At 68.3% G+C, this 20,738-nt stretch carries 14 protein-coding genes; 7 read left to right on the plus strand and 7 right to left on the minus strand.

All coding sequences use genetic code 11. The features are described 5' to 3' along the window. Positions 1 to 22 precede the first annotated feature (22 nt). Positions 23 to 2,902 carry a TonB-dependent receptor plug domain-containing protein gene (locus AC07NI_RS03885; RefSeq protein ID WP_494618249.1) on the minus strand — a complete coding sequence of 960 codons (2,880 nt, stop codon included), beginning with the start codon at positions 2,900 to 2,902 and terminating at the stop codon, positions 23 to 25. A 459-nt stretch (positions 2,903 to 3,361) separates the two neighbouring features. Between AC07NI_RS03885 and AC07NI_RS03890 the strand changes: the two genes are divergently transcribed. Further along, on the plus strand, positions 3,362 to 4,561 hold the full coding sequence (locus AC07NI_RS03890; protein WP_494618255.1) for an MFS transporter: 1,200 nt from the start codon (positions 3,362 to 3,364) through the stop codon (positions 4,559 to 4,561). Continuing rightward, positions 4,545 to 6,164 (plus strand): glycoside hydrolase family 43 protein, encoded by a 1,620-nt coding sequence (locus AC07NI_RS03895; protein ID WP_494616357.1) that lies wholly within the window; start codon positions 4,545 to 4,547, stop codon positions 6,162 to 6,164. Before AC07NI_RS03890 ends, AC07NI_RS03895 begins: the two co-directional genes overlap by 17 nt. Before the next feature lie 7 nt (positions 6,165 to 6,171). Here AC07NI_RS03895 and AC07NI_RS03900 read toward each other — a convergent pair whose 3' ends face one another. Further along, positions 6,172 to 7,167 carry a LacI family DNA-binding transcriptional regulator gene (locus AC07NI_RS03900; RefSeq protein WP_494618259.1) on the minus strand — a complete coding sequence of 332 codons (996 nt, stop codon included), beginning with the start codon at positions 7,165 to 7,167 and terminating at the stop codon, positions 6,172 to 6,174. 503 nt (positions 7,168 to 7,670) lie between these two features. On the opposite strand from AC07NI_RS03900, the gene AC07NI_RS03905 reads away from it, so the two are divergent. Beyond that, positions 7,671 to 8,648, plus strand: coding sequence for an alpha/beta hydrolase (locus AC07NI_RS03905; RefSeq protein WP_494616358.1), 978 nt, complete (start codon positions 7,671 to 7,673; stop codon positions 8,646 to 8,648). Positions 8,649 to 8,799: 151 nt separating this feature from the next. After that, positions 8,800 to 10,989: a TonB-dependent receptor gene (locus AC07NI_RS03910; RefSeq protein WP_494616359.1), complete on the plus strand. Its 2,190-nt coding sequence runs from the start codon at positions 8,800 to 8,802 to the stop codon at positions 10,987 to 10,989. 24 nt (positions 10,990 to 11,013) lie between these two features. On the opposite strand, the gene AC07NI_RS03915 is transcribed toward AC07NI_RS03910, so the two are convergent. The 5 genes from AC07NI_RS03915 to AC07NI_RS03935 all read right to left on the minus strand — a co-directional run bounded on the left by AC07NI_RS03915 (position 11,014) and on the right by AC07NI_RS03935 (position 17,672). Next, positions 11,014 to 13,446 carry a TonB-dependent receptor gene (locus AC07NI_RS03915; RefSeq protein WP_494616360.1) on the minus strand — a complete coding sequence of 811 codons (2,433 nt, stop codon included), beginning with the start codon at positions 13,444 to 13,446 and terminating at the stop codon, positions 11,014 to 11,016. 2 nt (positions 13,447 to 13,448) lie between these two features. Beyond that, a complete protein-coding gene (locus AC07NI_RS03920) occupies positions 13,449 to 14,429 on the minus strand; it encodes a FecR family protein (protein ID WP_494616361.1) in 981 nt (326 codons plus the stop codon). 112 nt (positions 14,430 to 14,541) lie between these two features. Further along, positions 14,542 to 15,069, minus strand: coding sequence for an RNA polymerase sigma factor (locus AC07NI_RS03925; protein ID WP_494616362.1), 528 nt, complete (start codon positions 15,067 to 15,069; stop codon positions 14,542 to 14,544). A gap of 148 nt (positions 15,070 to 15,217) precedes the next feature. Next, complete coding sequence (locus AC07NI_RS03930; RefSeq protein WP_494616363.1) at positions 15,218 to 16,411, minus strand: LptF/LptG family permease; 1,194 nt, start codon at positions 16,409 to 16,411, stop codon at positions 15,218 to 15,220. A 10-nt stretch (positions 16,412 to 16,421) separates the two neighbouring features. Continuing rightward, the gene (locus tag AC07NI_RS03935; protein WP_494616364.1) at positions 16,422 to 17,672 is read right to left on the minus strand and encodes a glycosyltransferase family 4 protein; all 1,251 of its coding nucleotides are present in this window, start codon (positions 17,670 to 17,672) and stop codon (positions 16,422 to 16,424) included. 149 nt (positions 17,673 to 17,821) lie between these two features. On the opposite strand from AC07NI_RS03935, the gene AC07NI_RS03940 reads away from it, so the two are divergent. From AC07NI_RS03940 to AC07NI_RS03950, 3 genes are read left to right on the plus strand one after another with little or no spacing between them, the layout of a single operon-like run. After that, positions 17,822 to 18,988, plus strand: coding sequence for a glycosyltransferase (locus AC07NI_RS03940; protein ID WP_494616365.1), 1,167 nt, complete (start codon positions 17,822 to 17,824; stop codon positions 18,986 to 18,988). Then, positions 18,985 to 19,863 carry a hypothetical protein gene (locus AC07NI_RS03945; protein ID WP_494616366.1) on the plus strand — a complete coding sequence of 293 codons (879 nt, stop codon included), beginning with the start codon at positions 18,985 to 18,987 and terminating at the stop codon, positions 19,861 to 19,863. The genes AC07NI_RS03940 and AC07NI_RS03945 overlap by 4 nt, the downstream gene beginning before the upstream one ends. After that, positions 19,856 to 20,734 (plus strand): glucosamine inositolphosphorylceramide transferase family protein, encoded by an 879-nt coding sequence (locus AC07NI_RS03950; protein ID WP_494616367.1) that lies wholly within the window; start codon positions 19,856 to 19,858, stop codon positions 20,732 to 20,734. Before AC07NI_RS03945 ends, AC07NI_RS03950 begins: the two co-directional genes overlap by 8 nt. Positions 20,735 to 20,738: the final 4 nt, after the last annotated feature.

The following is a 20,738-nucleotide window of genomic DNA, read 5'->3' on the forward strand; positions in this document are numbered from 1 at the left end:
GTCGATCGAGGGGGAACCTCGGTTAGAAACGGAAGCGGACGCCCGCGCGGTACATCCGGCCGATGATGTCGTAGAGGGCCGGATTGGCGTAGTTCGGAGACTTGGCCGGATCGCGGTCGAACAGGTTGTCGACCTTGAAGTAGGCGGTCACGTCCTTGCGGATGTTGTAGGTGCCGCCGACGTCCATGTAGAACGCGCCCGGCATGAAGTTCTTGTCGATCGTCGGGTTGTTGACGGTCGAGACCGGGCAGCTGCCGGCGGCGCAGACGACGTACTGGTTGCCGTAGTTGCCGTCGGTGAACCAGCGCTCCTGCAGCGTCAGGCTGAAGCGGTCGGTCTCGTAGCTCTGGATCGCCAGCCACTTCCAGTTGGGCGTGTTGCCCTGGTTCACGCCCGCGGAGTCGACCGGGATCGTGCCGGGCAGGCCCGAGTCCGTCCAGAAGTCGCGGATGTGGGTGGCCAGGGCGCGCAGGGTGAAGTTGCCCGACAGGCCCAGCGGCTGCTGCCAACGATAGCTGGCCTCGATGTCGAAGCCGCTGGTCTTGATCGACGCCAGATTGAAGGACTGGACGTTGATGTAGTTCGGGCCGCTGCTGTTGTTGAGGTTATAGGCGCTGCAGGTCTGCGGCAGGATGTTGCGGAAGCAGTAGTCGACGATCTGGGCCGCGCCCAGGCTGGAGACGACGTCGTCGACCTTGATCTTGTAGTAGTCGAACGACGCGCTGAAGCCGGGCAGCCAGGACGGATTGGCCAGGACCACGCCGATCTGGGAGTTGCGCGCGATTTCCGGCGTCAGGTCGGGATTGCCGACCGCGTTCTGGATCGCCACCACGTTGCGGTTGTTCGCCGGGTCGAAGAAGTTCGGCAGCGTCGTGGTGACCGGCGCGGCGAACAGTTCCGACAGGTTGGGCGCACGGACGTCGCGCGAGGTCACGCCGCGGAAGCGCAGGCCCTCGATCGGCGTGTCCCAGGTGCCGCCGGCCTTCCAGGTCCAGATCGTGCCCGAGGTGCTGTAGTCGGTCACTCGCGCGGCGGCGTTGAAGTTGGCGCGGCCGACGGTGTCGTTGTTGAACAGCGGCACGTCGATTTCCAGGAAGGCTTCCTTGACGTTGTATTCGCCGTCGCCGTTCTTGTAGTTGCCCGCGTGCCAGTTGTTGCCGAGCGACGACATCAGCGGATCGGCCGGATAGGCGCCGCTGTTCGGGCTGCGATCGGCGATGCCGGCGCCGTACGGGTCCGCGCGGACGGTGTAGTATTCCCGGCGATACTCGGCGCCGAAGGCCACCGACAGCGGACCGGCCCACAGATCGACCGGCGCGCCCGAGAAGTTCAGGCTGGCCACGTCCTGCTTCATGAGCAGGCGCTGGAATGGACCGTTGGCGGGCTGGACATATTCCAGGGCCGAGGCCGAGGGAGGCTTGCCGCCGAAGATGTTCAGCGGCTGGCAGCCACTGGCGCGCGCGACCGGATCGGCGCAGACGATCGCGCCGTTCAGCGTGATGGCCTGGATCGCCTGGTTGAAGCGCGGCGTCAGGATGATGTGGTCGACGTCGATGGCTGTCTTGTTCTCGCCGTGCTGGTAATAGGCGTCATAGGTCCAATCGGAGCCCACCGCCGCGAACTTGCCCTTCAGGCCGGCGACGACGCGGTACTGACGACGATCGGTGTGGACCTTGGTGTTGGGCAGCACCGCATTGCTGACGCCGTACTGGAAGCTAGTGATGCCGGCGGTCGCGCAGGCGGCCTGCACCGAGGCGGGCAGGTACGGGTTGGCGCACTGCAGCGTCAGGCCCGTCCGGTTCATGCCGTTGACGGGCTGGTTGCTGGTCTTCACCTGGCCCAGGTTGAACGAGACATAGGCCTCGCTGCCTTCGGCGAAGTCGTAGCCGATGCGGCCGTAGCCCACCTTGCGTTCGATCTTCGACTGCAGGGTGCGGCCGCTGTCGACATTGCCCGACAGGTCGCCGCCGACGCAGAAGCCGGGGAAGCAGCCGGTGACCGCGCCGCCGGCGGTCTTGGACGGCACGCCGTTCGAGCCGTACTGGAACTGGAACGGGTTGCCGCTCTGGTCGAAGGCGATGCCCTGCAGCGGGCCGGCCGTGATCAGGCCGTACTTGGTGTAGGCGTAGGGCTGGGCGTTGTCGCGCATCACGTATTGCGGCGAGCCGTCATTGGTGACGTTGCGGTTGATCATCGTCGTCTGAGTGAACCAGTCGCGACCACCGGCCAGGCTGGTGCCGAAGTCGCCTGGACCGACGCCGTTCTCCTTGGCCCACTCGACACTGCCGACCACGTGCACACGGTCATCGGCGAAGCTGCGGCCGCCGGCCAACTGCACCAGGCCCTGCTTGTTGTCATCGTACTTCGAGATGCCGGCCTGGACGTTGCCCTTCAGGCCTTCGAAGCGGGTGTCGGTGATGAAGTTGACGACGCCGCCCACCGCGTCCGAACCGTAGGAAGCCGAGGCCCCGCCGTTCACGACGTCGACGCGCTGGATCAGCAGCTGCGGGAACAGGCTGACGTCGGTGACGCCCGTGTAGTACGCGCCGACCACGCGCTGGCCATCCAGCAAGGTCAGGGTGCGGATCGTGCCCAGGCCCCGCAGCGAGAACGAGCTCAGGCCCTGCTGGCCGCTCGACGTGCTGAAGGTGTTGGTCGCCGAACCGCTCGAGCCCTGCAGCGACGGCAGCTGGACGATGGTCGCGAAGATGTTTGGCTGGGCGTTGTTCTGAATCTGGGCCTCGCCGATCACCGAGGTCGGCGTCGGAGCGGTGAAGCCCGTGGTCTGGATGCGCGTGCCGGTGACGACGATCTCGGTGACGGTCGCCGAGTCGTTGGCCGCCGCCGGGGCAGGGGCGGTCTGGGCCAAAGCAGGCGCAGCGGCGAACAGGGCGGCCGTCATCGCGACGGCGCTGGCCGACTGCAGGACGCGGTTCCGAACCTGAGCGGTGTTATTCCGAGCTTCGATCTGGGCGTCGCGGGGTGCGCCGCCGCCCTCCGAAGACATCATGCCTTTGGCGTTCATTCTCATCCCTCCCTATCCGCAGGCTCACCGGCGCTGCGTGCTTGATCGTCGCCATGGCTGATCGCGATGGTAACGTTATCGTTGATCTTGGTATGGTCACCGGCGCGGAGTCAATACTCCGACATATTATCGTTGAAACGATCGTTCCGGTTCGCTACTCGGAGTGGGCGCCGACTGGTCAAGCGGCGCCAAGCAGGGTTGGAATTTCAACCCATCGAGAATGATAACGTTATCGGAGGAGGGGGCGTGTCAGCAGTTCGCAATGACGGTCGAGACGATAGCCGTCCGCGCTTCGCCTATATCCGATGGACCATTCTGGGGCTGTTCGTTCTGGCGATGGTGCTTAACTACCTGTCGCGATCGGTGCTGGGCGTCGCCGCGCCGATGGTGCTGAGCGAGCAATCGATCTCCAACGAGCAGTATTCGTGGATCACCAGCGCCTTCCAGCTGGGCGTGATGCTCCAGCCTCTTGTGGGCTTCTTCCTGGACGGCGTCGGGCTGCGGCTCGGGTTCGCCGTCTGCGCGATCCTGTGGTCCCTGTTCACGATGGCCCACATCTTCGCCCAGGGATGGCTGCCGTTCGCCGGGCTGCGCCTGGCCCTGGGCCTGAGCGAGGGCTCGGCCCAGCCCGCCGGCCAGAAGCTGATCGCTGAGTGGTTCCCGGCGCGAGAGCGCGGTTTCGCCGGCGGTGTCTACAATATCGGCGCTTCGTTCGGCGCGGTGTTCGCCCCGATGCTCGTCGCCTGGGCCGTCTTGATGGGCAGCTGGCGGCTGGCCTTCGTCGTCGCCGGCGCGCTGGGCCTGGTGTGGGTCGTGGCCTGGGTCCTCTGGTACCGAGCCCCGGCTCAGCATCGTCGGCTTGGCGAGGCCGAGCGCGGCCACATCGAGCAGGGCCAGGAAGCCGAACTGACGGCGAGCGGCAAGCGCGCCTCCCTGGCGCAACTGGTGCGCCGCCGCGACCTGTGGGGCATCGCCTTGCCGCGAATGCTGGCCGATCCCGTGTGGGGGATGCTGTCGTTCTGGATGCCGCTCTACCTGATGCGCGAGCGCGGCTTCGACTTGAAGCAGCTTGCCCTGTTCGCCTGGTTGCCCTTCCTAGCCGCCGACCTGGGCTGCCTGTTCGGCCCCGCGGTCGTGGCCTATCTGCAGAAGCGAGGCGTGGACCTGGTCGACGCCCGCCGCTGGGCGTTCAGCCTGGGCGCGGTGCTGATGACGGCCATGACGCTGGTCGGTCTGGCGACCAATCCGTACGTCGCCCTGGCGCTGCTCTGCGTCGGCGGCTTCGCGCACCAGACCCTGTCGGTGACGGTGATCACCATGGCGTCGGACCTGTTCCGTCGCGACGAGGTCGCGACCGTCGCCGGTTTCGCGGGGCTGGCGGGCAACCTCGGCATCCTGGTCTTCACCCTGATCCTCGGCAAACTCGTCGACCAGGTCGGCTACGGACCCTTTTTCGTCATCCTCGGCCTGCTCGACCTCGTCGGCGCCGCGCTGCTTTGGACCCTTGTGCGTAAACGACATGTCCCAGCTTCGTAATCCTGTCCTCCGAGGGTTCAATCCGGATCCGTCGATCGTCCGCGTCGGCGAGGACGTGTTCATCGCGACCTCGACGTTCGAGTGGTTTCCGGGCGTCCAGATTCATCACAGCCGCGACCTCGCGCACTGGCGCCTGGCGGCCCGGCCCCTGGCGCGGGCGTCCCAGCTGGACATGCGCGGCGACCCCGACTCCTGCGGGGTCTGGGCGCCGGATCTCACCCATGCCGACGGCCGCTTCTGGCTGGTCTATACGGACGTCAAGCGGTTCGGGCAGTCGACCCTGGACGGCGCGACGGGCGTGACCTTGAGGGATTTCCACAACTACGTGGTCACCTGCGACCGGATCGATGGCGTCTGGTCCGACCCGGTCTATCTCAACAGCAGTGGGTTCGATCCGGCGCTGTTCCATGACGACGACGGGCGCAGCTGGCTGCTCAACATGCTCTGGGACCATCGCCCGGACAGGCCGCGCTTCGCCGGCATCGTCATACAGGAGTTGGATCGCGCCACTGGCGCGCTGATCGGCGAGCGCCAGCTGATCTTCCAGGGCACGGACAGGGGCTTCACCGAGGGGCCGCATCTCTACAAGCGGGACGGCTGGTATCACTTGCTGGTGGCCGAGGGCGGCACGGGATGGGGGCACGCGGTGGTCATGGCCCGCTCGCGCAACCTGTTCGGGCCGTATGAGCTGCATCCCGACGCGGTGGTCCTGTCGTCCGGCGGTCGGCGCGATGGCCCGCTGGCCCGGGCAGGGCATGGCGACCTGATCGAGCTGGCCGACGGGACGCCGTGGATGGCCTATCTGTGCGGTCGGCCGCTACCTGGTCGGCAACGCTGCGTCCTGGGGCGCGAGACGGCCTTGCAGCCGATGCGGTGGTGCGAAGACGGCTGGCTCAGGAGCCTGACGGTCGACGGCGCGCCGGACCCCGCGCCCGCCGCGCCCGATCTGCCGCCGGCGCCCTGGCCGCAGGAGAACTGGGACGGGGGCTTTGCTGTCGATACGTTGCCGTCCGAATTCCAGTGGCTGCGCACGCCCTATCCGGACGAGATTTTCAGCCTGTCGGCGCGACCCGGGCGCCTGCGTCTCTACGGGCGCGAAACCCTCGGCAGTCCTTTCCGTCAGGCTCTGGTGGCGCGGCGGCAAGAGGATCTGCGCTACACGGCCACGACGCGGCTCGAGTTTGATCCGCTCGACTTCCAGCAGGCCGCCGGGCTGGTCTGCTACTACAACAGCACCAAGTTCCAGTATCTCCACGTGAGCCGCGAGGCGGGTGAGCGTCAGCTCCAGCTGATGACCGCCTCGCCTGACGCGGGCGGCTGCACGCTCAAGGTCCTGGTCGCCAGCCTGCCCGAGGGGCCGATCGAATTGCGGGTCGAGGTCGACCTGGACCAGCTCCGGTTCGCCTGGCGCGGGGATCGCGAAAACGACTGGCGCGGCCTGCCGGACGAACTCGACGCCAGCATTCTTTCCGACGAGGCGTCCTTGCCCGGGCTGCCCAATTTCACCGGCGCGTTCGTGGGCATGGCCTGCCAGGACATGTCGGGGCGAGCGGCCCCCGCCGACTTCGCCTTCTTCCGCTACGAGGGGCGAGGCGACGACTAGCGCCGGATCACGGCGGCGAGGTCGACAGCCGGCGCACGAGCTGGTGGTCCAGCACCCGGTCGCGGTGATCGCCCAGCGTGGCCTCGGCCCCGGAGATCTGGGCCGCCAGCAAGCCCAGCGCCTCGGCGGCCAGTTCGCGGACGGGCTGGCGGACGGTGGTGAGCGGAGGCCACAGGGTGACCGCCGCGGCGGTGTCGTCGAACCCGGCGACCGTCAGTTCGCCCGGCACGTCGAGGTGGCGGCGGTGCGCGACCGAGACGGCGGCGGCGGCCATGTCGTCATTGCTGGCGAAGATCGCCGTCGGCGTGGGCGACACGTCGAGCAATTGTTCTGCGGCGGCGAGGCCGGACGTGAAGCTGAAGTCCCCTTGGGCGATCATCGTCTGCACGTCGTCGGCTTCCCGCACGGCCGCGTAGAAGCCCGCCAGACGCTCGGCGCTGGCCGCCTGGTCAGGGTTGCCGAGGATGAAGCCCAGGCGGCGATGGCCCTGGGCGATCAGGTCCCGGGTCATCTCGTAGGCGGCGCGCCGATCGTCGATCCGTACGCAGATGGCGCCCGTCACCCCATAGGCGCCGACCGCCGCCAGCGGCAGCCGCGCCTTGCGCAGCACTTGCAGGACCGTGGGTGATTCCCCCAGGGGAGGGGCCAGGATCACGCCGCGCACGCCCGCCGCGATCAGGTTCTTCAGCTCGGTCTCCTGGGGCGCCCGTCCGCCTTCGCCGCCCTTGAGCAGGATCAGGCGAGCCCCGCGCGTGGAGGCCTCTTCGTAGACCCCGGTCAGGAACTCGCTCATGAAGGCGGCGCTGGGATTGGAATAGACGACGCCGATCCGCAGTTCCGCCGACGTCACGAGGCTGCGGGCGGCGACGTTGGGCGTGTAGCCCAGGCGGTGGATCGCTTCGCTGACGACGAGGCGGGTGTCGGGACCGACGCCCGGGCGATCGTTGATCACGCGCGACACGGTCATGGGGGAAACGCCGGCCGCGGCCGCGACGTCGACGATCGTAGGGCCGCGGGCGCCCTCAGCGTGTCTGGCCAATCGTCTACCCCGCCACCGTCATTGCAATCCTAACTAGTCGATTGTCGGCTCGACTCAAAATCAGCGCCACGGGGCAGGGGACGCCCGCCAGCCTGCATCACGATTATCGCTATTCTCACTGTTATTGGTTGGACAGGTTCAAGTAAATACGGTTACGTTAACGCAACCATTCCGCAATCTGTCTTACAGATCGGGGGCGTGGCGCCGCCTTGGACTTGATGCCGAGGCCTTGCCGCTTTCGTCCTTTGGCCGCGAGCTTTCGACTGCCCGCTTTCCCCCTCCTGGGCGGCCCGCCCGAGTTCGGTCACATCGCCGGCTCGGGCGGCTTTTTCTGTCTCTCACGCATAGATGGCCTGCGCGGCGCTGGCCTGAGCACGCCGCCATCGGCGCGTGACAACCTCTCCGTTTATTTGTAGGAGTAAAAGCCGGAATGATACCGGTCACAAAGTCAAAAAGGGAGGTTGCGCATGGTGTGGATCAACAACAGTCGTGGGTCGGCTTGGGTGAGGGTGGCGCGCGCGAGCCTCGCCGCCGGCGCCATGGCCATCACGTGCGCGATCGCCGCGCCGGTCCAGGCCCAGGCCGACAAGATGACGCCGATCGCGATCCCGGCCCAGCCGAAGGCGATCGAGCTGGGCACCGGCGCGCTGCCGGGCGCGACCGCCGCTGAATCCTGGCATAGCCAGTACGGCAGCGTGTTCGCGCGCAACGTCACCGTCGCGACCCTGACCCCGTTCCTTCCCGATCCGGCCAAGGCCACGGGCGCTGCGGTCATCGTCGCGCCGGGCGGGGGCTTCCGGACTCTCTCCATGGAGAATGAAGGCTGGCAGGTCGCCCAAGCCCTGGCCGACAAGGGCGTCGCGGCCTTCGTGCTGAAGTATCGTCTGAACCAGACGCCGGCGGACATGCCTGGCTTCGAACGGTCGATGACCGAGATGTTCTCCAACACGGCCCGCAACCCGCGGCCCAGCCCCGAACAGGCCATCGCCGGCCTGGCCCCGCAGATCGCCGACTCCCGCGCCGCCTTCGCGCTGGTCCGCAAGCGTGCGGCCGAATGGCATGTCGATCCTGACCGGGTCGGGATGGTCGGCTTCTCGGCCGGCGCCATGCTGACCATGGCCACCACGCTGGGCGGGCAGGACGCCAAGCCAGCGTTTATCGGCTTGATCTACGGCCCGCTGGCCCCGGTGACCGTCCCGGCCGATGCGCCGCCGATGTTCGTGGCGCTGGCGGCCGACGACCCGTTCTTCGCGAATGGCGGCTTCGGCCTGATCGAAAGCTGGCGGACGGCCAAGCGGCCCGTCGAGTTCCACCTCTATGAGCAGGGTGGCCACGGCTTTGGCATGTACCCGAAGACGACCACCAGCACCGGCTGGTTCGACGCCTTCGCCCGCTGGATGGGCATGCATGGCTACCTGAAGCCGGCGAACGCGCCGCGGTCTTGAGATTGGCGCGGAAATTACAGGCTTATTTCCGCGGCTATACAAATTCCCAAGCTTTGAAATTTCCGGCTGAGCCGGCCCGGACCTGACGCTATAGGGCGCGAATGAAAATCGTTCGCACTTAAGCGAGCTTCAGGTCCGGGATTTCAATCACATGCCGATCAACCGCGTGTTCCGCGGCGCGCCTTCGCGCGCCTTGCTTCTGGCCTCGACGGCGACCCTTCTGGCCACGCCGGTCCTGGCGCAGACCTCCACCGAGGTCAGCGGCGTGACGATCACCGGCCAGACCTCCTACAAGACGGGCGCGATCACCTCGGCCACCAAGACGCCGACGGCGCTGATCGACGTGCCGCAGGCGGTCAACGTCGTCTCGGTCAAGCAGATCGAGGACCAGGCCGCCAACGGCATCGGCGATGCTGTCCGCTACGTGCCGGGCGTCTTCTCCTCGCAGGGCGAGAACAACCGCGACACCCTGAGCTTCCGAGGCAACCTAACGACCGCCAGCTTCTTCGTCGACGGCGTGCGCGACGACACCCAGAGCTATCGCGACCTCTACAACATCGAGCGCCTGGAGGTCTTCAAGGGCCCCAACGCCATGATCTTCGGCCGGGGCATCACCGGCGGCCTGATCAACCGGGTGACCAAGGTCGCCGATGGCCAGCAGCACCTGGGCGCGCGCGTGGAGGCCGGCAGCTACGACCACTACCGCGCCCAGGTCGACCTCGGCGCGCCCGTCAGCGAGACGATCTCGCTGCGCGCGGCCGGGGTCTGGCAGGACAGCGGCAACTTCCGCGACGGCGTCTGGAACAAGCGCTGGGGTTTCAACCCGACCGCGACGTTCAAGCTCGATCCGGACACCACCCTGTCGATCAGCTACGAGCGCTTCCACGACAAGCGCATCGGCGACCGGGGCGTGTCGTCCTACCAGGGCAAGCTGCTGGAGACGCCGCGCGGCCAGTTCTTCGGCGATCCGGACCAGAGCCCCAATTGGGTCGATTCCAACGCCGGCACGATCTTCGTCGAGCACCGGTTCAGCGACAGCGTGTCGATCCGCAACCGCACGCGCTACGCCTATTACGACCGCTTCTACCAGAACGTCTTCCCTGGCGCGGTGAACACCACGGCCCAGACCAACCCGATCGGCTTGGCGGCAGGCGTCTATGCGCCGGGTTCGATCGTGGCCATCAGCGCCTACAACAACGGGGCCAAGCGCCGGAACCTGATCAACCAGACCGACCTCAACGCAAAGCTCTCGACGGGCGGCGTGGAGCACACCCTGCTGGTCGGCGCGGAGTTCGGTCGCCAGACCACCAGCAACCTGCGCACCGAAGGCTTCTTCCCAACCGCGCCCAGCGCCAGCGGCGTGCAGACGATCTTCGTGCCCGTGTCCGCTTCGCAGATCAGCCGTCCGGACATCCAGTGGCGTGAAGCCGCCACCAGCGGCCACAACTTCAGCATCGCCAAGGTCGCGGCCGGCTACGTGCAGGACCAGATCGAGCTGTCGCCGATGCTGCAGGTCGTGGCCGGGATCCGCTACGAGCACTACCAGACCGACGTCACCAACCGGAATCCCTTCCTGGCCGCCGGTACGCAGCGCGACTTCAGCGCCACCGACAATCTGTGGTCGCCGCGCGTGGGAGCGATCTTCAAGCCGGCCGCCCAGACCTCGATCTACGCCTCGTACTCCAAGAGCTACCTGCCGCGCGGCGGCGACCAGCTGTCGGCCCTCAGCCTCTCCAACCAGAGCCTGGATCCGGAGAAGTACGAGAACTACGAGCTGGGCGCGAAGTGGGACGTCCTGCCGACCTTCAACCTCAGCGCCGCGATCTTCCAACTGGACCGCGACAACGTTCTGGCGCTGAGCGATCCCAACAACGCCGCCTCGCCGACCATCCCGATCGGTCGCCAGCGGTCCAAGGGCGTGGAACTGAGCGCCCAGGGCGAGATCACCCGCCAGCTCAGCATCGTGGCGTCCTACACCTATACCGACGCCAAGTTCCTGGACTCGCAGTCGGCGACGGTGCGGGCCGGCAACCGCGTCAACCACGTGCCCAAGTCGTCCGGCGCGGTGTGGCTGCGCTACGACCCGAACAAGACCTTCGGCGGCGCCATCGGCGTGACCAGCATGGGCAAGCGGTTCGCCGCGACCGACAACACCGTCTCGCTGGCCGGCTACACCCGCGTCGATGGGGCGCTCTACTACAAGGTCAACGCCCGCTACGACCTGCAGCTCAATGTCGAGAACCTCCTCGACAAGCGCTACTTCCTGTACGCTGACAGCAACAACAACATCTCGCCGGCTTCTGGCCGAGCGGCGAAGGTCAGCTTGAACGCCCGCTTCTAGCGGCGCGAGGCCCGCTTCTACGCGCTAGAAGCGGGCCGTCAGCCGCACGGTCAGGGTCCGAGGCCGCGGCGGGGTGACGATCTGGTCGCGGGTGATCAGGAACGGATTGCCGAACGAGAAGCTGTTGGCGTGGCTGTTCAGCGGGTTGTCCAGCGTGGCCGCCAGCGTCCAGCCCGGCGTGGTCAGGCTGGCCACGCCCCGCAGGCCCAGATACTCGCCCATCTCGTGGGCGGTGTCGGCGTCGAAGGTCAGGTAGGAGCCGCCGACATAGGACGCCTGGCCTTGCAGCCGCAGCGTTGGGCCGCTGGCCAGGTCCCGATGGTAGTCGAAGCCTAAGCTGGCCGAGGTCCGCGCCACGCCGGGCAGGCTGGCGTCCTTGTGGGTGCTGAAGGCCGGGTTGAGCTTGGTGACCTCCGGGTCGTTGAGCAGCGCGGCTGCGCGCAGGTCCAGCCGTTCGCCGACCCGCAAGGCGGCCTCGGCCTCGAAGCCGCTGTTGTCGCCATTGCCGATATTGGCGGTGTAGGCCGCGCCGTCGGCCATGTACTGGTCGCTCTGCACCGACTCCCAGGTGGCGTAGAACACCGCCGCGCGGCCCTGCAGGCGATCGTTGAAGGCGCGCAGCTTCAGGCCAAACTCGTAGTTCCACAGCTCGTCCGCCTTGTAGCGGCGGGGCGGAGTTCCGGGGATGTCGAAGACCTGCCCTATGCGGCCGGCGGTGTTGAAACCACCTGGCCGATAGCCCTCCGCTGCTTGGGCGTAGACTAGCAGGCCCGGCTTGGCGTCGTAGCTGACCAGCACCTTGGGCGAGAAGCCGGCGGCGTCGGCCGCCTGGTCCGTCTGGCGCTGGCCCGCCGGCTGGGTGACCAGGGAGGTCGTGTCGAACTGGAAGTCGAACCAGCGTATGCCCGCCGTCGCCGACAGGCGCGGAGTCGCATCGAACGTCGCCTCGCCGTAGAGCGCGACTTCCCGGATCTCGTCGCGTCGCCGTTCGGCATAGGCGGCGGGCGAGCCGGCGGGGAGGGCGCGCAGGCTGGTGTTCAGTCGGATCGATCCCGTCGAGGCGAAGGCGCCGACCAGGCCATGCAGGCGATGCTGGCTGGGCGTGGCGTAGGTGACCTCCGCCACCGTCAGGTCGATGCCCTTGTCCTCGTCGAACGCCGCCGGCGCGCCGGCCAGACCGTAGAGTGTCGAGACCGAGGTGGCGTCGTAGCGGCTGGCGAAGTGATGCGACAGTCGCGAGACCGAGCCGGTCACGCGCCCCCAACCGCCTTCGCCTGTGAGGGTCAGGGAGGTGTGGTCGAAGTCGTTGTCGTGCGGTTCGCGCACGAGCGTGTCGCGGACCTTGGGGCCCAGCCGCCGCAGGCCGTACTGGGTGTCGTGATTGTCGATCCACTGTTGGGTGACGCCCAGCGTCAGGGTCCAGCCTGGCGTCAGGGCCGCGCGCAGGCTGGCGCGAACGCCCGCGCGCTCGGATCCGTTGACCCGGCGCAAGTCCAGGGCGCGATTGGCGATGTAGCCGTCCTGGCTCTCGCGATAGGCCACGGCCCGCAAGGCCACGCGACCATGGATCAGCGGCAGGTTGGCCATCGCCTCCACTTCGTCGCTGTGACCGCCGCCCTGGGTAACGCCCAGGCCGGCCAGGACGCTGGCCTGGTAGCGGTCTAGATCGGGCTTACGGGTGGCGATCCGCATCACCCCGCCCAGCGAGCCGCCGCCATAGAGCGTGCCCTGCGGTCCGCGCATGATCTCCACCCGCTCGACATCGGCCAGCCGCAGGTCCGGATCGGGTGCGCTGTAGGTGATCGGCACGTCGTCGAGATAGAGCGCCACCATCGACTGGGTCTGGCCGGTGAAGGCGCCGTCCGACAGGCCGCGCAGCAGCACCTTGTCGCGACCGGGGCCCAGGTTGGTCACCGTCATGCCCGCGATCTGGCCCGTTAGGTCGTAGAGGCTAGTGACTGCCTCGCGCTCGATCGCGCCGCCCGACACCACAGAGATGGCGTAGGGCGTGCGGCCAGGCAGGTTGGGATAGCGCTGGGCCGTGATCACCACCTCGCCCAGGCCCAGTGGCGCAACGGCCGCTGGAGCAGGCTTGACGGGTCGGGACGGGGCCGCCAGGCGATGGATGATGACGGTGCGAGGATCAGGCTGGCTGTAGCCGCAGCCGCTGCCGGCCAGCAGACGGTCGAGCGCGGCCGTGATGGGCAGGCGTCCGGTCAGGGCAGGGGCCTGACCTCGACAGGCCTCCAGGTCGCCGCCCAGCGATAGCTCCGCCTGCAGGGCGAAATCGATCAGGGCCGCGTGGACGGGCTTGGCGGCGATCTGCAGCCGCACGACGGGCGATTGCCGGCCGGCGAACAGGCGCGGGGCGGCCTCGGCGTGACCGAGACCCGTCAAGCCGAGGCCCAGGGCCGTGGCCCAGAACCGGCCGCAGAGACGGTCGCGCTTGCTCGCCACGGTCAGCGGCGGGCCGTCTTGGCCTTGAGGATGACCCCGTTGGGCGTCGTCTCCGCGACGATGGGGGCGAACAGTTCCAGGCGCCGGATCATGGCGGCCTCCTCGTCGACCAGCAGCACGCCCGACACTGTCACCGAGGCGGCGCCGGGATCAACGCGGATCGGTGTGGCGACGTAGCGATTGAGGTCGGCGACGACCTGGGTCAGCGGCGTGCGGTCGTAGATCAGCTTGCCGGACTTCCAGGCGAAGGCTGTGTCCGGCGCGACATCGGTCACCTTCGCGGCCGCGCCGGGAGACTGGGCAAGCCGTTGGCCGCGCGCCAGTCTCACTGTCCCTTCCTGGCCGCCCGAGACGGCGACGAGGCCGCGTCGCACCGAGACCGCCAGCTGTCCGGCGTGGCTGAGGATGTTGAACTCCGTGCCCAGCACTCGCACTTCACGCGCGCCGACCGCCACCACGAAGGGCCTGTTCTCCAGATGGGCGACGTCGAAGCTGGCCTCGCCGTCGACCAGGGTCACGTCGCGCTGCTTGGCGCCAAGACGGACGCGCAGGGTGGTCGCGCCGCCCAGGGTCAGCCGCGAGCCGTCGGCCAGGGCGACCTCGCGCGTCTCGCCGCGCCGGGTCGAATAGTCGGTGAAGGTCGGTTGGGTGAGTTGGGGCGTCACGACCAGCGCCACGACGGCCGCCGCGGCGGCGACGCCAAGGCCGATCAGCAGGCCGCGCCGCGAGGCGGCGGCCGGGCGGCGCAGGGGCGTGACGTTGGCTGGCAGTAGCGCTGTCTCGGTCTCGATGTCGTTGGCCGGCAAGTCTTCCAGATCCAGCCACACCGCCTCGACCGCCTCATAGGCCGCCGCGTGGGCCGGATCGGCTTCAAGCCAGGCCTGGAACGCCGTCCAGTCCTCCAGGGCGGCGTCGCCCTGCAGCCTGGCGAACCAGTTGGCCGCCGTCTGCTGGATCGGATCGTGTGGGACGGACTCGGTCATCGACGGTTCGCGCTTCCTTCGCGCCTGGTCTGGAACGGGCGCCGACACAATGACGCCGCGCGGCCGCAAGGTCCTCTCCACATCGCGGTAAGGTGAGGCATTTTCGTCACAATCATCGGCCCACCCGCTTGACCAGATGGCCGAGGGCCAGGCTGACGTGCTTCTCGACGGCGCTGCGCGAGATACCCATCCGCTCGGCGGTCTGGGCGTGGGTCAGGCCCTCGAACTTGTGCAGACGGAACACGCGCTGGGTCACTGGCGACAAGGTCTCCAGCGCCTGCGACAGCTTCTCCAGCCGCTGACGGGCGATCACCGCGCTCTCGGCGTCCGGGGTGTCGGCGATGTCCAGGGCCCCGACGGTGGCATGATGGGTCCGCCGCCACTCGGTGTCGCGCGCGCCCGAGCGCTTGGCGCGGCGCAGGCGGTCCAGCATCAGGTTCGAAGCAAGGCGATAGAGATAGGCCGGCGGATTCTCGATCGGCTCCTCGGTGACCGCCTGGACCTTCAGATAGAGCTCCTGGATCAGGTCCTCGACTTCACCGTGGCCGCCCAATCGCGCCAGGAAGAACCGCCGCATGTCGTCACGGCGTTCCAGATAGGCGGCCGCCAGCGGCGAAAGATCGGGCGAAGCATCCTTCATCGCGCGCGAGGATCGAGGCGTTCGGGGGACAAGATCGGAGTCTGGCTTTCGGCCCGCTGGAGGAGTCGGTGTGAGCCCAAGAGACATGACTTGGCGGCGTGACGAAGGCAAGCCGACCCGAAGGTGAGGGATGTCGGCGCTGTCGATTCTAAGCGACCGCACGGCGCGCCCCGAACGCCTGGGCGATGGCGGCGAAGAGCGCGGCGGTGCGTTGGGTGACCCAGCTGACTGGGTTCTCGCCAGGGCGTTTGCGGCTGGTGACCCAGGTGGCGAGGCAGATGGCCGCGAAGGCGGCGGCGGGGGCGCCGACCGCGAAGATCGCCGGAACGCCCGCGCCCGAGGCCATGGCCTGGCCGAGGATCATCGCGGTCTCGAACAGGAACAGCAGGACGCCGCCTGTCGCCATCGCCGAGCCCGCTCCAGCGCGCTTGGCGCTGAGGCCGAACGGCACGGCCAGCAGCGGCAGCAGGGGCAGGATCAGTGCCCGCGACGCACGGGCGTAGAGCTCGGCCAGCAGGGTTTGCCGAGCCAGGGTGGGAGTGGCCTGGCCAAACCCCCGCTGGGCCAGCTCGATGAGCGTCAGTTCGCTGACGTCGTCGCCACGGACCCGGAACAGCTTGCCGGACAGCGACAGCGGCACGTCGAAGGAGAAGGCCGCGAAGTTGGTCACATAGACCTGGGCGTCAGGCGTCGTGCTCACCTGTTGGCCGTCGTGCAGGTCCAGGGTGACGCTGCGATCGCCGGCATCCCTGCGCACGACCGCCGAGACCGCCGTCAGGACATCCTCGCGGCCGTCCGCTTCGATCTTGCGGATGAAGACGCGCTCCAGATGGCGGCCGCTGGCGTCAGTGCGATCGGCGGTCAGGAAGAGCGGGCCGTTGGAAAGCAGGGCCTTGGGCCGCACGTCACCGTTCCATCCGGCCTTTTCGACCGCGTGCAGCACCGCGTGATAGGCATAGCGGCTGTAGGGCTGGACGAAGCCGAACAGCAGCACGCTGAAGATCATCAGCAGGACGCCGAGGCCGACGAACGGCGCGGCGAACCGGCCCAGCGACGTGCCGCTGGCTAGGATCGCGTCGATCTCCGAGCTCTTGTTGAGGCCGTTGACGACGACGAACAGGCCGATGAAGAACCCGCCGGGCAGGGTCAGCCCCACATAATGCGGGACCAGATTGACCAGCAGCTCGCTCAGATATTTGAAGCCGTCGGTCGTCTGCGACAGCAGCTGGAACGAGCGCATGATGCGCTCCATCAGGAACACCACCATCGTGCTGATCAGCACGGCGGCCATCGGTGTCAGGGCCCGCCTCAGCAGGTAGCGGTCGAGGATTGTCGCGATCATGAGCGGGCTTTCAGATCGCCGGCAAGACGGCCGGTTGCGGCTCGGCCAGGGCGCTGGAGCGCCACATGGGCGCAGACAGCGCGTGCAGGGCAGGGCGCGCGTCCAAGGCCTCGGCATAGACGCCCAGCACCTCGTCCAGGATCTCCGTCCAGCGATAGGCGGCGCTGCGCGCGAGCGCTTCGGCGCCCAGTCGCAGCCGTTCCTGGTGATCGACCAGCAACCCCGACAAGGCGTCGGCATAGGCAGACGGCTGATCCGCGCAGAGGCGGGCGTTGTGGCCGTGGCGCAGCAAGGCTCGGGTGTTGGGCGCGTCGGCGCAGACCATGGCCAGGCCGCTGGCCATGGCCTCCAGATTGACGTTGCCGAAGGTCTCCGTGGTGCTGGGATTTAGGAAGATATCGCCGCTGGCCAGGGCCGTGGCCAGGGCCTCGCTGGAGAGGAAGCCGGCGAACACCGCCGTCGGAAGCCGCTCTTCGAACCACGCTCGGGCAGGGCCGTCGCCGATCACCAGCACCTGGGGCGCGTGCCCCGCCGCTTCGAGCCGGCTGATGGCGCTGGCGAAGGTCGCCAAGCCCTTTTCCATGACGATCCGGCCCAGGAACACGATCACCGGACGATCGGGCGCGAAGCCCTGGCTGAGGCGCCAGATCTCGCTGCGCCGTTCAGGATGGAAAAGCTTGGCGTCGACGCCTCGGGCCCAGGTGCGGACACGCGTGGCCGGGCTCTGAGCTCGGAGCTCGTCGCCGATGGCCTCGGTCGGGGCCATGACGTAGTCGCAGGCGCCGTAGAACTTCCAGAGCTGGTTGCGGACCAGCGGGCGCAGCCGGCCCAGGCCGTAATAGTCGAGATAGGTGTCGAACAGGGTGTGCAGGCTGGCGACCACCGGGACGTTCAGCTTGCGTCCGAACTTGAGCGCCGCCGAGCCCAGGAGGTCCGGCGCGGACAGGTGGAAGAGGTCGGGCTTGAAGGCTTCGATGTCCCGCCGAAGGGCGGCGGGCAGGCCCAGCGCCAGGCGGTAGTCGCGCCGGAACGGGATCTTCACCGACGGCACGGAGATGAGGTCGCCGGCCGGTTCGAAGGCGGGGGTGGGCCCGGTCGGGGAATAGACCCGCACCTGCGCGCCGATCGTGCTCTGCAGGTGGTCAACCAGCCGGTTCAGCGACTTGTTGGCTCCGTCCAGGGTGTAGTTGTAGTTCCCCGAGAACAAGGCAATCCGCAACGGGCGCGCACCGTCGGTGTGCGTCAGCGCCTTGATGTCCATGATAGTCCTTCCACGCGCCACGCCCCTGGCCTTGGCGACCAAGACGTCGCGCGGGCGACGCCCCCACACGGATTTTCGAAATCGATGAGACCCCGCGGCGCCCACGCCGTCGTTGGGCCAGGGCGACGGGGCCTCTTTCGGGAAGCGTGATGCGTGTAGTGGATGTCGCCGAATTCTATTCGCCCACCGGCGGGGGCGTGCGGACCTATATCGACCGCAAGTTCGAAGCCGCCGCCCTGCTGGGCCACGAGCTGTTCGTCATCGCGCCAGGACCCACGGACAGCTTCGAGCCGCGTGGCTCAGGCGGCGTGATCCAGGTCCGCGCGCCGCGCCTGCCGTTCGACGCCAACTATCACATGTTCTGGGACGCGGTGCCGGTCCACCGCCAGCTGGACGTCCTGGCCCCGGACCTGGTCGAGGCGTCCTCGCCCTGGCGCGGCGCGGCGGTGGTCGCAAGCTGGGCGGGGCGGGCGCCAAGGGCCATGTTCATGCACGCAGACCCGGTGGCCTCTTATCCTCAGCGGTGGCTCGCTCCCGTCGCCAGCCCCCAGCGGATCGATCAGCTGTTCGGCTGGTTCTGGAGCTATCTGCGCAAGCTGGCCGGAGGTTTCGGCTCCGTCGTCGCCGGCGGTCCCTGGCTCGCCGATCGCCTGATGGGGCAGGGCGTGCGCGCGGTGGAGAGCGTGCCGCTGGGCATCGATCGCGGCGCGTTCTCGCCCGCCAAACGCGACGAGGCGCTGAGGTCGCGCCTGCTGGCGGCCTGCGCCTGTCCCGACGACGCCAAGCTAGTCCTGGGCGTCGGACGCTTCCATCCGGAAAAGCGCTGGCCGATGGTGATCGAGGCGGCGATGCGTGCTCGCGCCGACGCTCCGATCGGTCTCGTCCTGATCGGTGACGGCATCGATCGCACGCGCGTGGCCCGCGTGGCCGCCGGTCATCCGCATGTCCATATCCTGCCGCCGATCCGCGATCGCGGCCTGCTGGCGGCCCATCTGGCCAGCGCCGACGCGCTGGTGCATGGCTGCGAGTCCGAGACTTTCGGCCTGATCCCGGCCGAGGCCATGGCCAGCGGGCTTCCCGTCGTTGGACCCGACCGTGGCGGCTTCGCCCACCTGGCCCAGCCGGCAACCTCCGAACTCTACCGCGCCGGCGACACCGAGGCCGCGGCGGCCGCCATCCGTCGGCTGCTGGCGCGCGATCCGAGGACGCTGAAGGCCGCCGCAATCGAGGCTGCCACCCGGGTCCGCCGCGACATCGACCACTTCGCCGATCTCTTCGACCACTACGGGTCGATCGCGACAGGCGCGCGGGCGTGAGCCGGCGATGGTGGCCCTGGCTGGGCGGCGTCCTTTCGGTCGGGCTGGTTGTGGCCATCGCCCTGCAGCTGGGCGGCGCGACCTCGGATGTCCTGAAGACGATCACCGGCTTGCCGCCGCTCGTCTGGCCGGCCTTCCTGCTGCTCTATCTGACGCAGACGCTGTTCGACTACGCGATCTTCCGGCGGCTCTGGAGCCTGCCTGTGGCCGGCATCGAGGCGCTGCTGCGCAAGAACGTCATCAATGAGGTCGTGCTCGGCTACAGCGGCGAGGCTTTCCTCTATGTCTGGGCGCGGCGGGCGGCCGGCGCGGTCGCCGCGCCCTTCGCCGCCATCAAGGACGCCAATATCGTCTCGGCGCTGCTGGGCAATCTCCTGACCCTGGTCCTGGCGGTGGTCAGCGCCACGCAGCTGCACGACCTCGATTTCACCCGACGGCTCGGGCCGGCCCTTTGGTCGGGGCTCATCCCGCTGGCGATCTCGCTCGGCGTCCTGGCCTTCGGACGCCGGGTGTTCTCGCTGCGCCTGGAGCAACTGATCTATGTCGGCGTCGTCTGTGGTCTGCGCCTGGCCTTCTGGACCGTGCTCACCATGCTGATCTGGCGTATGGCGCTGCCGGAGGTCGCCCCTAGCCTGTGGGTCGTGCTGCTGGCGATCCGATGCCTGGTGTCGCGTATTCCGCTGATCTCCAACAAGGACCTGGTGTTCGGGAACCTGATGCTGCTCCTGCTGGGAACGCACTCCACCGTCGCCGTGCTGCTGGCGGCGCTGGCCGTCATGACGCTGGCTCTGCACCTCGTCGTCATCGTCGGGCTCGGCGCGATCGATCTGGCGCGCGCCTCCGTAGCCCCGAGGCTGGCCGCCGCCCATGACTAGTTGGCGGCTGAAGATCCCCGGCCGGGACATCTGGCGGGTCGGCCTGGTCGAGGCGTCGATCGCCGACGTGGCCCGGCGTGGCTTCGCTCCCGACGCGACCATCCATTGGCTGCCCGAGGAGGGGCGGCTGAAGTTCCTGGCCGATCCGTTCGGCGTCTGGCGCGACGGCCGTCTGCACCTGTTCGTCGAGGCCTATGACTACCGCACCCGCCACGGCGTCATCGAGCACATCGAACTGGGCGCGGACTTCGCGCCGGTCCGGCGGTCGGTCGTGCTGCGCGAGCCCTGGCACCTGTCCTATCCGCAGGTCTTCGGAGCCGAGGGCGAGATTTGGATGCTGCCCGAGGCCTATCGCTCCGGCGCGCTGACGCTCTACCGCGCGGTGGCGTTCCCCGATGTCTGGGAGCCGGTGGTGCGCCTGGAGTTGGACACCCCGGCCATCGACGCCACGCCGTTCCGTCACGACGGCCTGTGGTGGCTGGCCTATTCGCCGAAGGGACCGCAGCGTTGGAAGCAGGGCCGTCTGCACTTGGCCTTTGCCGAGCGCCTGACGGGGCCGTGGCGGATTCATCCGGGCAATCCCGTCCGCAACGATCTGGCGTCCAGCCGGCCGGGCGGCACGGCGTGGATCGAGCACGGCCTGCCGCGCCTGCCGGTGCAGGACTGCACGCACACCTATGGCGGCAGCCTCCGCCAGCTGACGGTCCTCAAGCTCGGCCCCCGGCATTTCGAAGCCGAGGCGGGGCCGTCGCTAGGCCTTCCAGCTGGCGCGGAACCGTACACGCAGGGCCTGCACACGCTGTCGGCCTGTGGCCCGGTCACCCTGTTCGACGTCAAGCGCATCGACCGTTCGCTGTGGGCGCCGCGCTGAGGTT

The sequence above is a fragment of the Caulobacter sp. GW821-FHT10E02 genome (genome assembly GCF_059415225.1).

Coding starts and splice junctions, on each gene's coding strand:
- AC07NI_RS03925 (WP_494616362.1), bottom strand. CDS start 15,069: ATGAAGGATGCTTCGCCCGATCTTTCGCCGCTGGCGGCCGCCTATCTG.
- AC07NI_RS03905 (WP_494616358.1), top strand. CDS start 7,671: ATGGTGTGGATCAACAACAGTCGTGGGTCGGCTTGGGTGAGGGTGGCG.
- AC07NI_RS03920 (WP_494616361.1), bottom strand. CDS start 14,429: ATGACCGAGTCCGTCCCACACGATCCGATCCAGCAGACGGCGGCCAAC.
- AC07NI_RS03895 (WP_494616357.1), top strand. CDS start 4,545: ATGTCCCAGCTTCGTAATCCTGTCCTCCGAGGGTTCAATCCGGATCCG.
- AC07NI_RS03885 (WP_494618249.1), bottom strand. CDS start 2,902: ATGACGGCCGCCCTGTTCGCCGCTGCGCCTGCTTTGGCCCAGACCGCC.
- AC07NI_RS03935 (WP_494616364.1), bottom strand. CDS start 17,672: ATGGACATCAAGGCGCTGACGCACACCGACGGTGCGCGCCCGTTGCGG.
- AC07NI_RS03950 (WP_494616367.1), top strand. CDS start 19,856: ATGACTAGTTGGCGGCTGAAGATCCCCGGCCGGGACATCTGGCGGGTC.
- AC07NI_RS03910 (WP_494616359.1), top strand. CDS start 8,800: ATGCCGATCAACCGCGTGTTCCGCGGCGCGCCTTCGCGCGCCTTGCTT.
- AC07NI_RS03890 (WP_494618255.1), top strand. CDS start 3,362: ATGGTGCTTAACTACCTGTCGCGATCGGTGCTGGGCGTCGCCGCGCCG.
- AC07NI_RS03940 (WP_494616365.1), top strand. CDS start 17,822: ATGCGTGTAGTGGATGTCGCCGAATTCTATTCGCCCACCGGCGGGGGC.
- AC07NI_RS03930 (WP_494616363.1), bottom strand. CDS start 16,411: ATGATCGCGACAATCCTCGACCGCTACCTGCTGAGGCGGGCCCTGACA.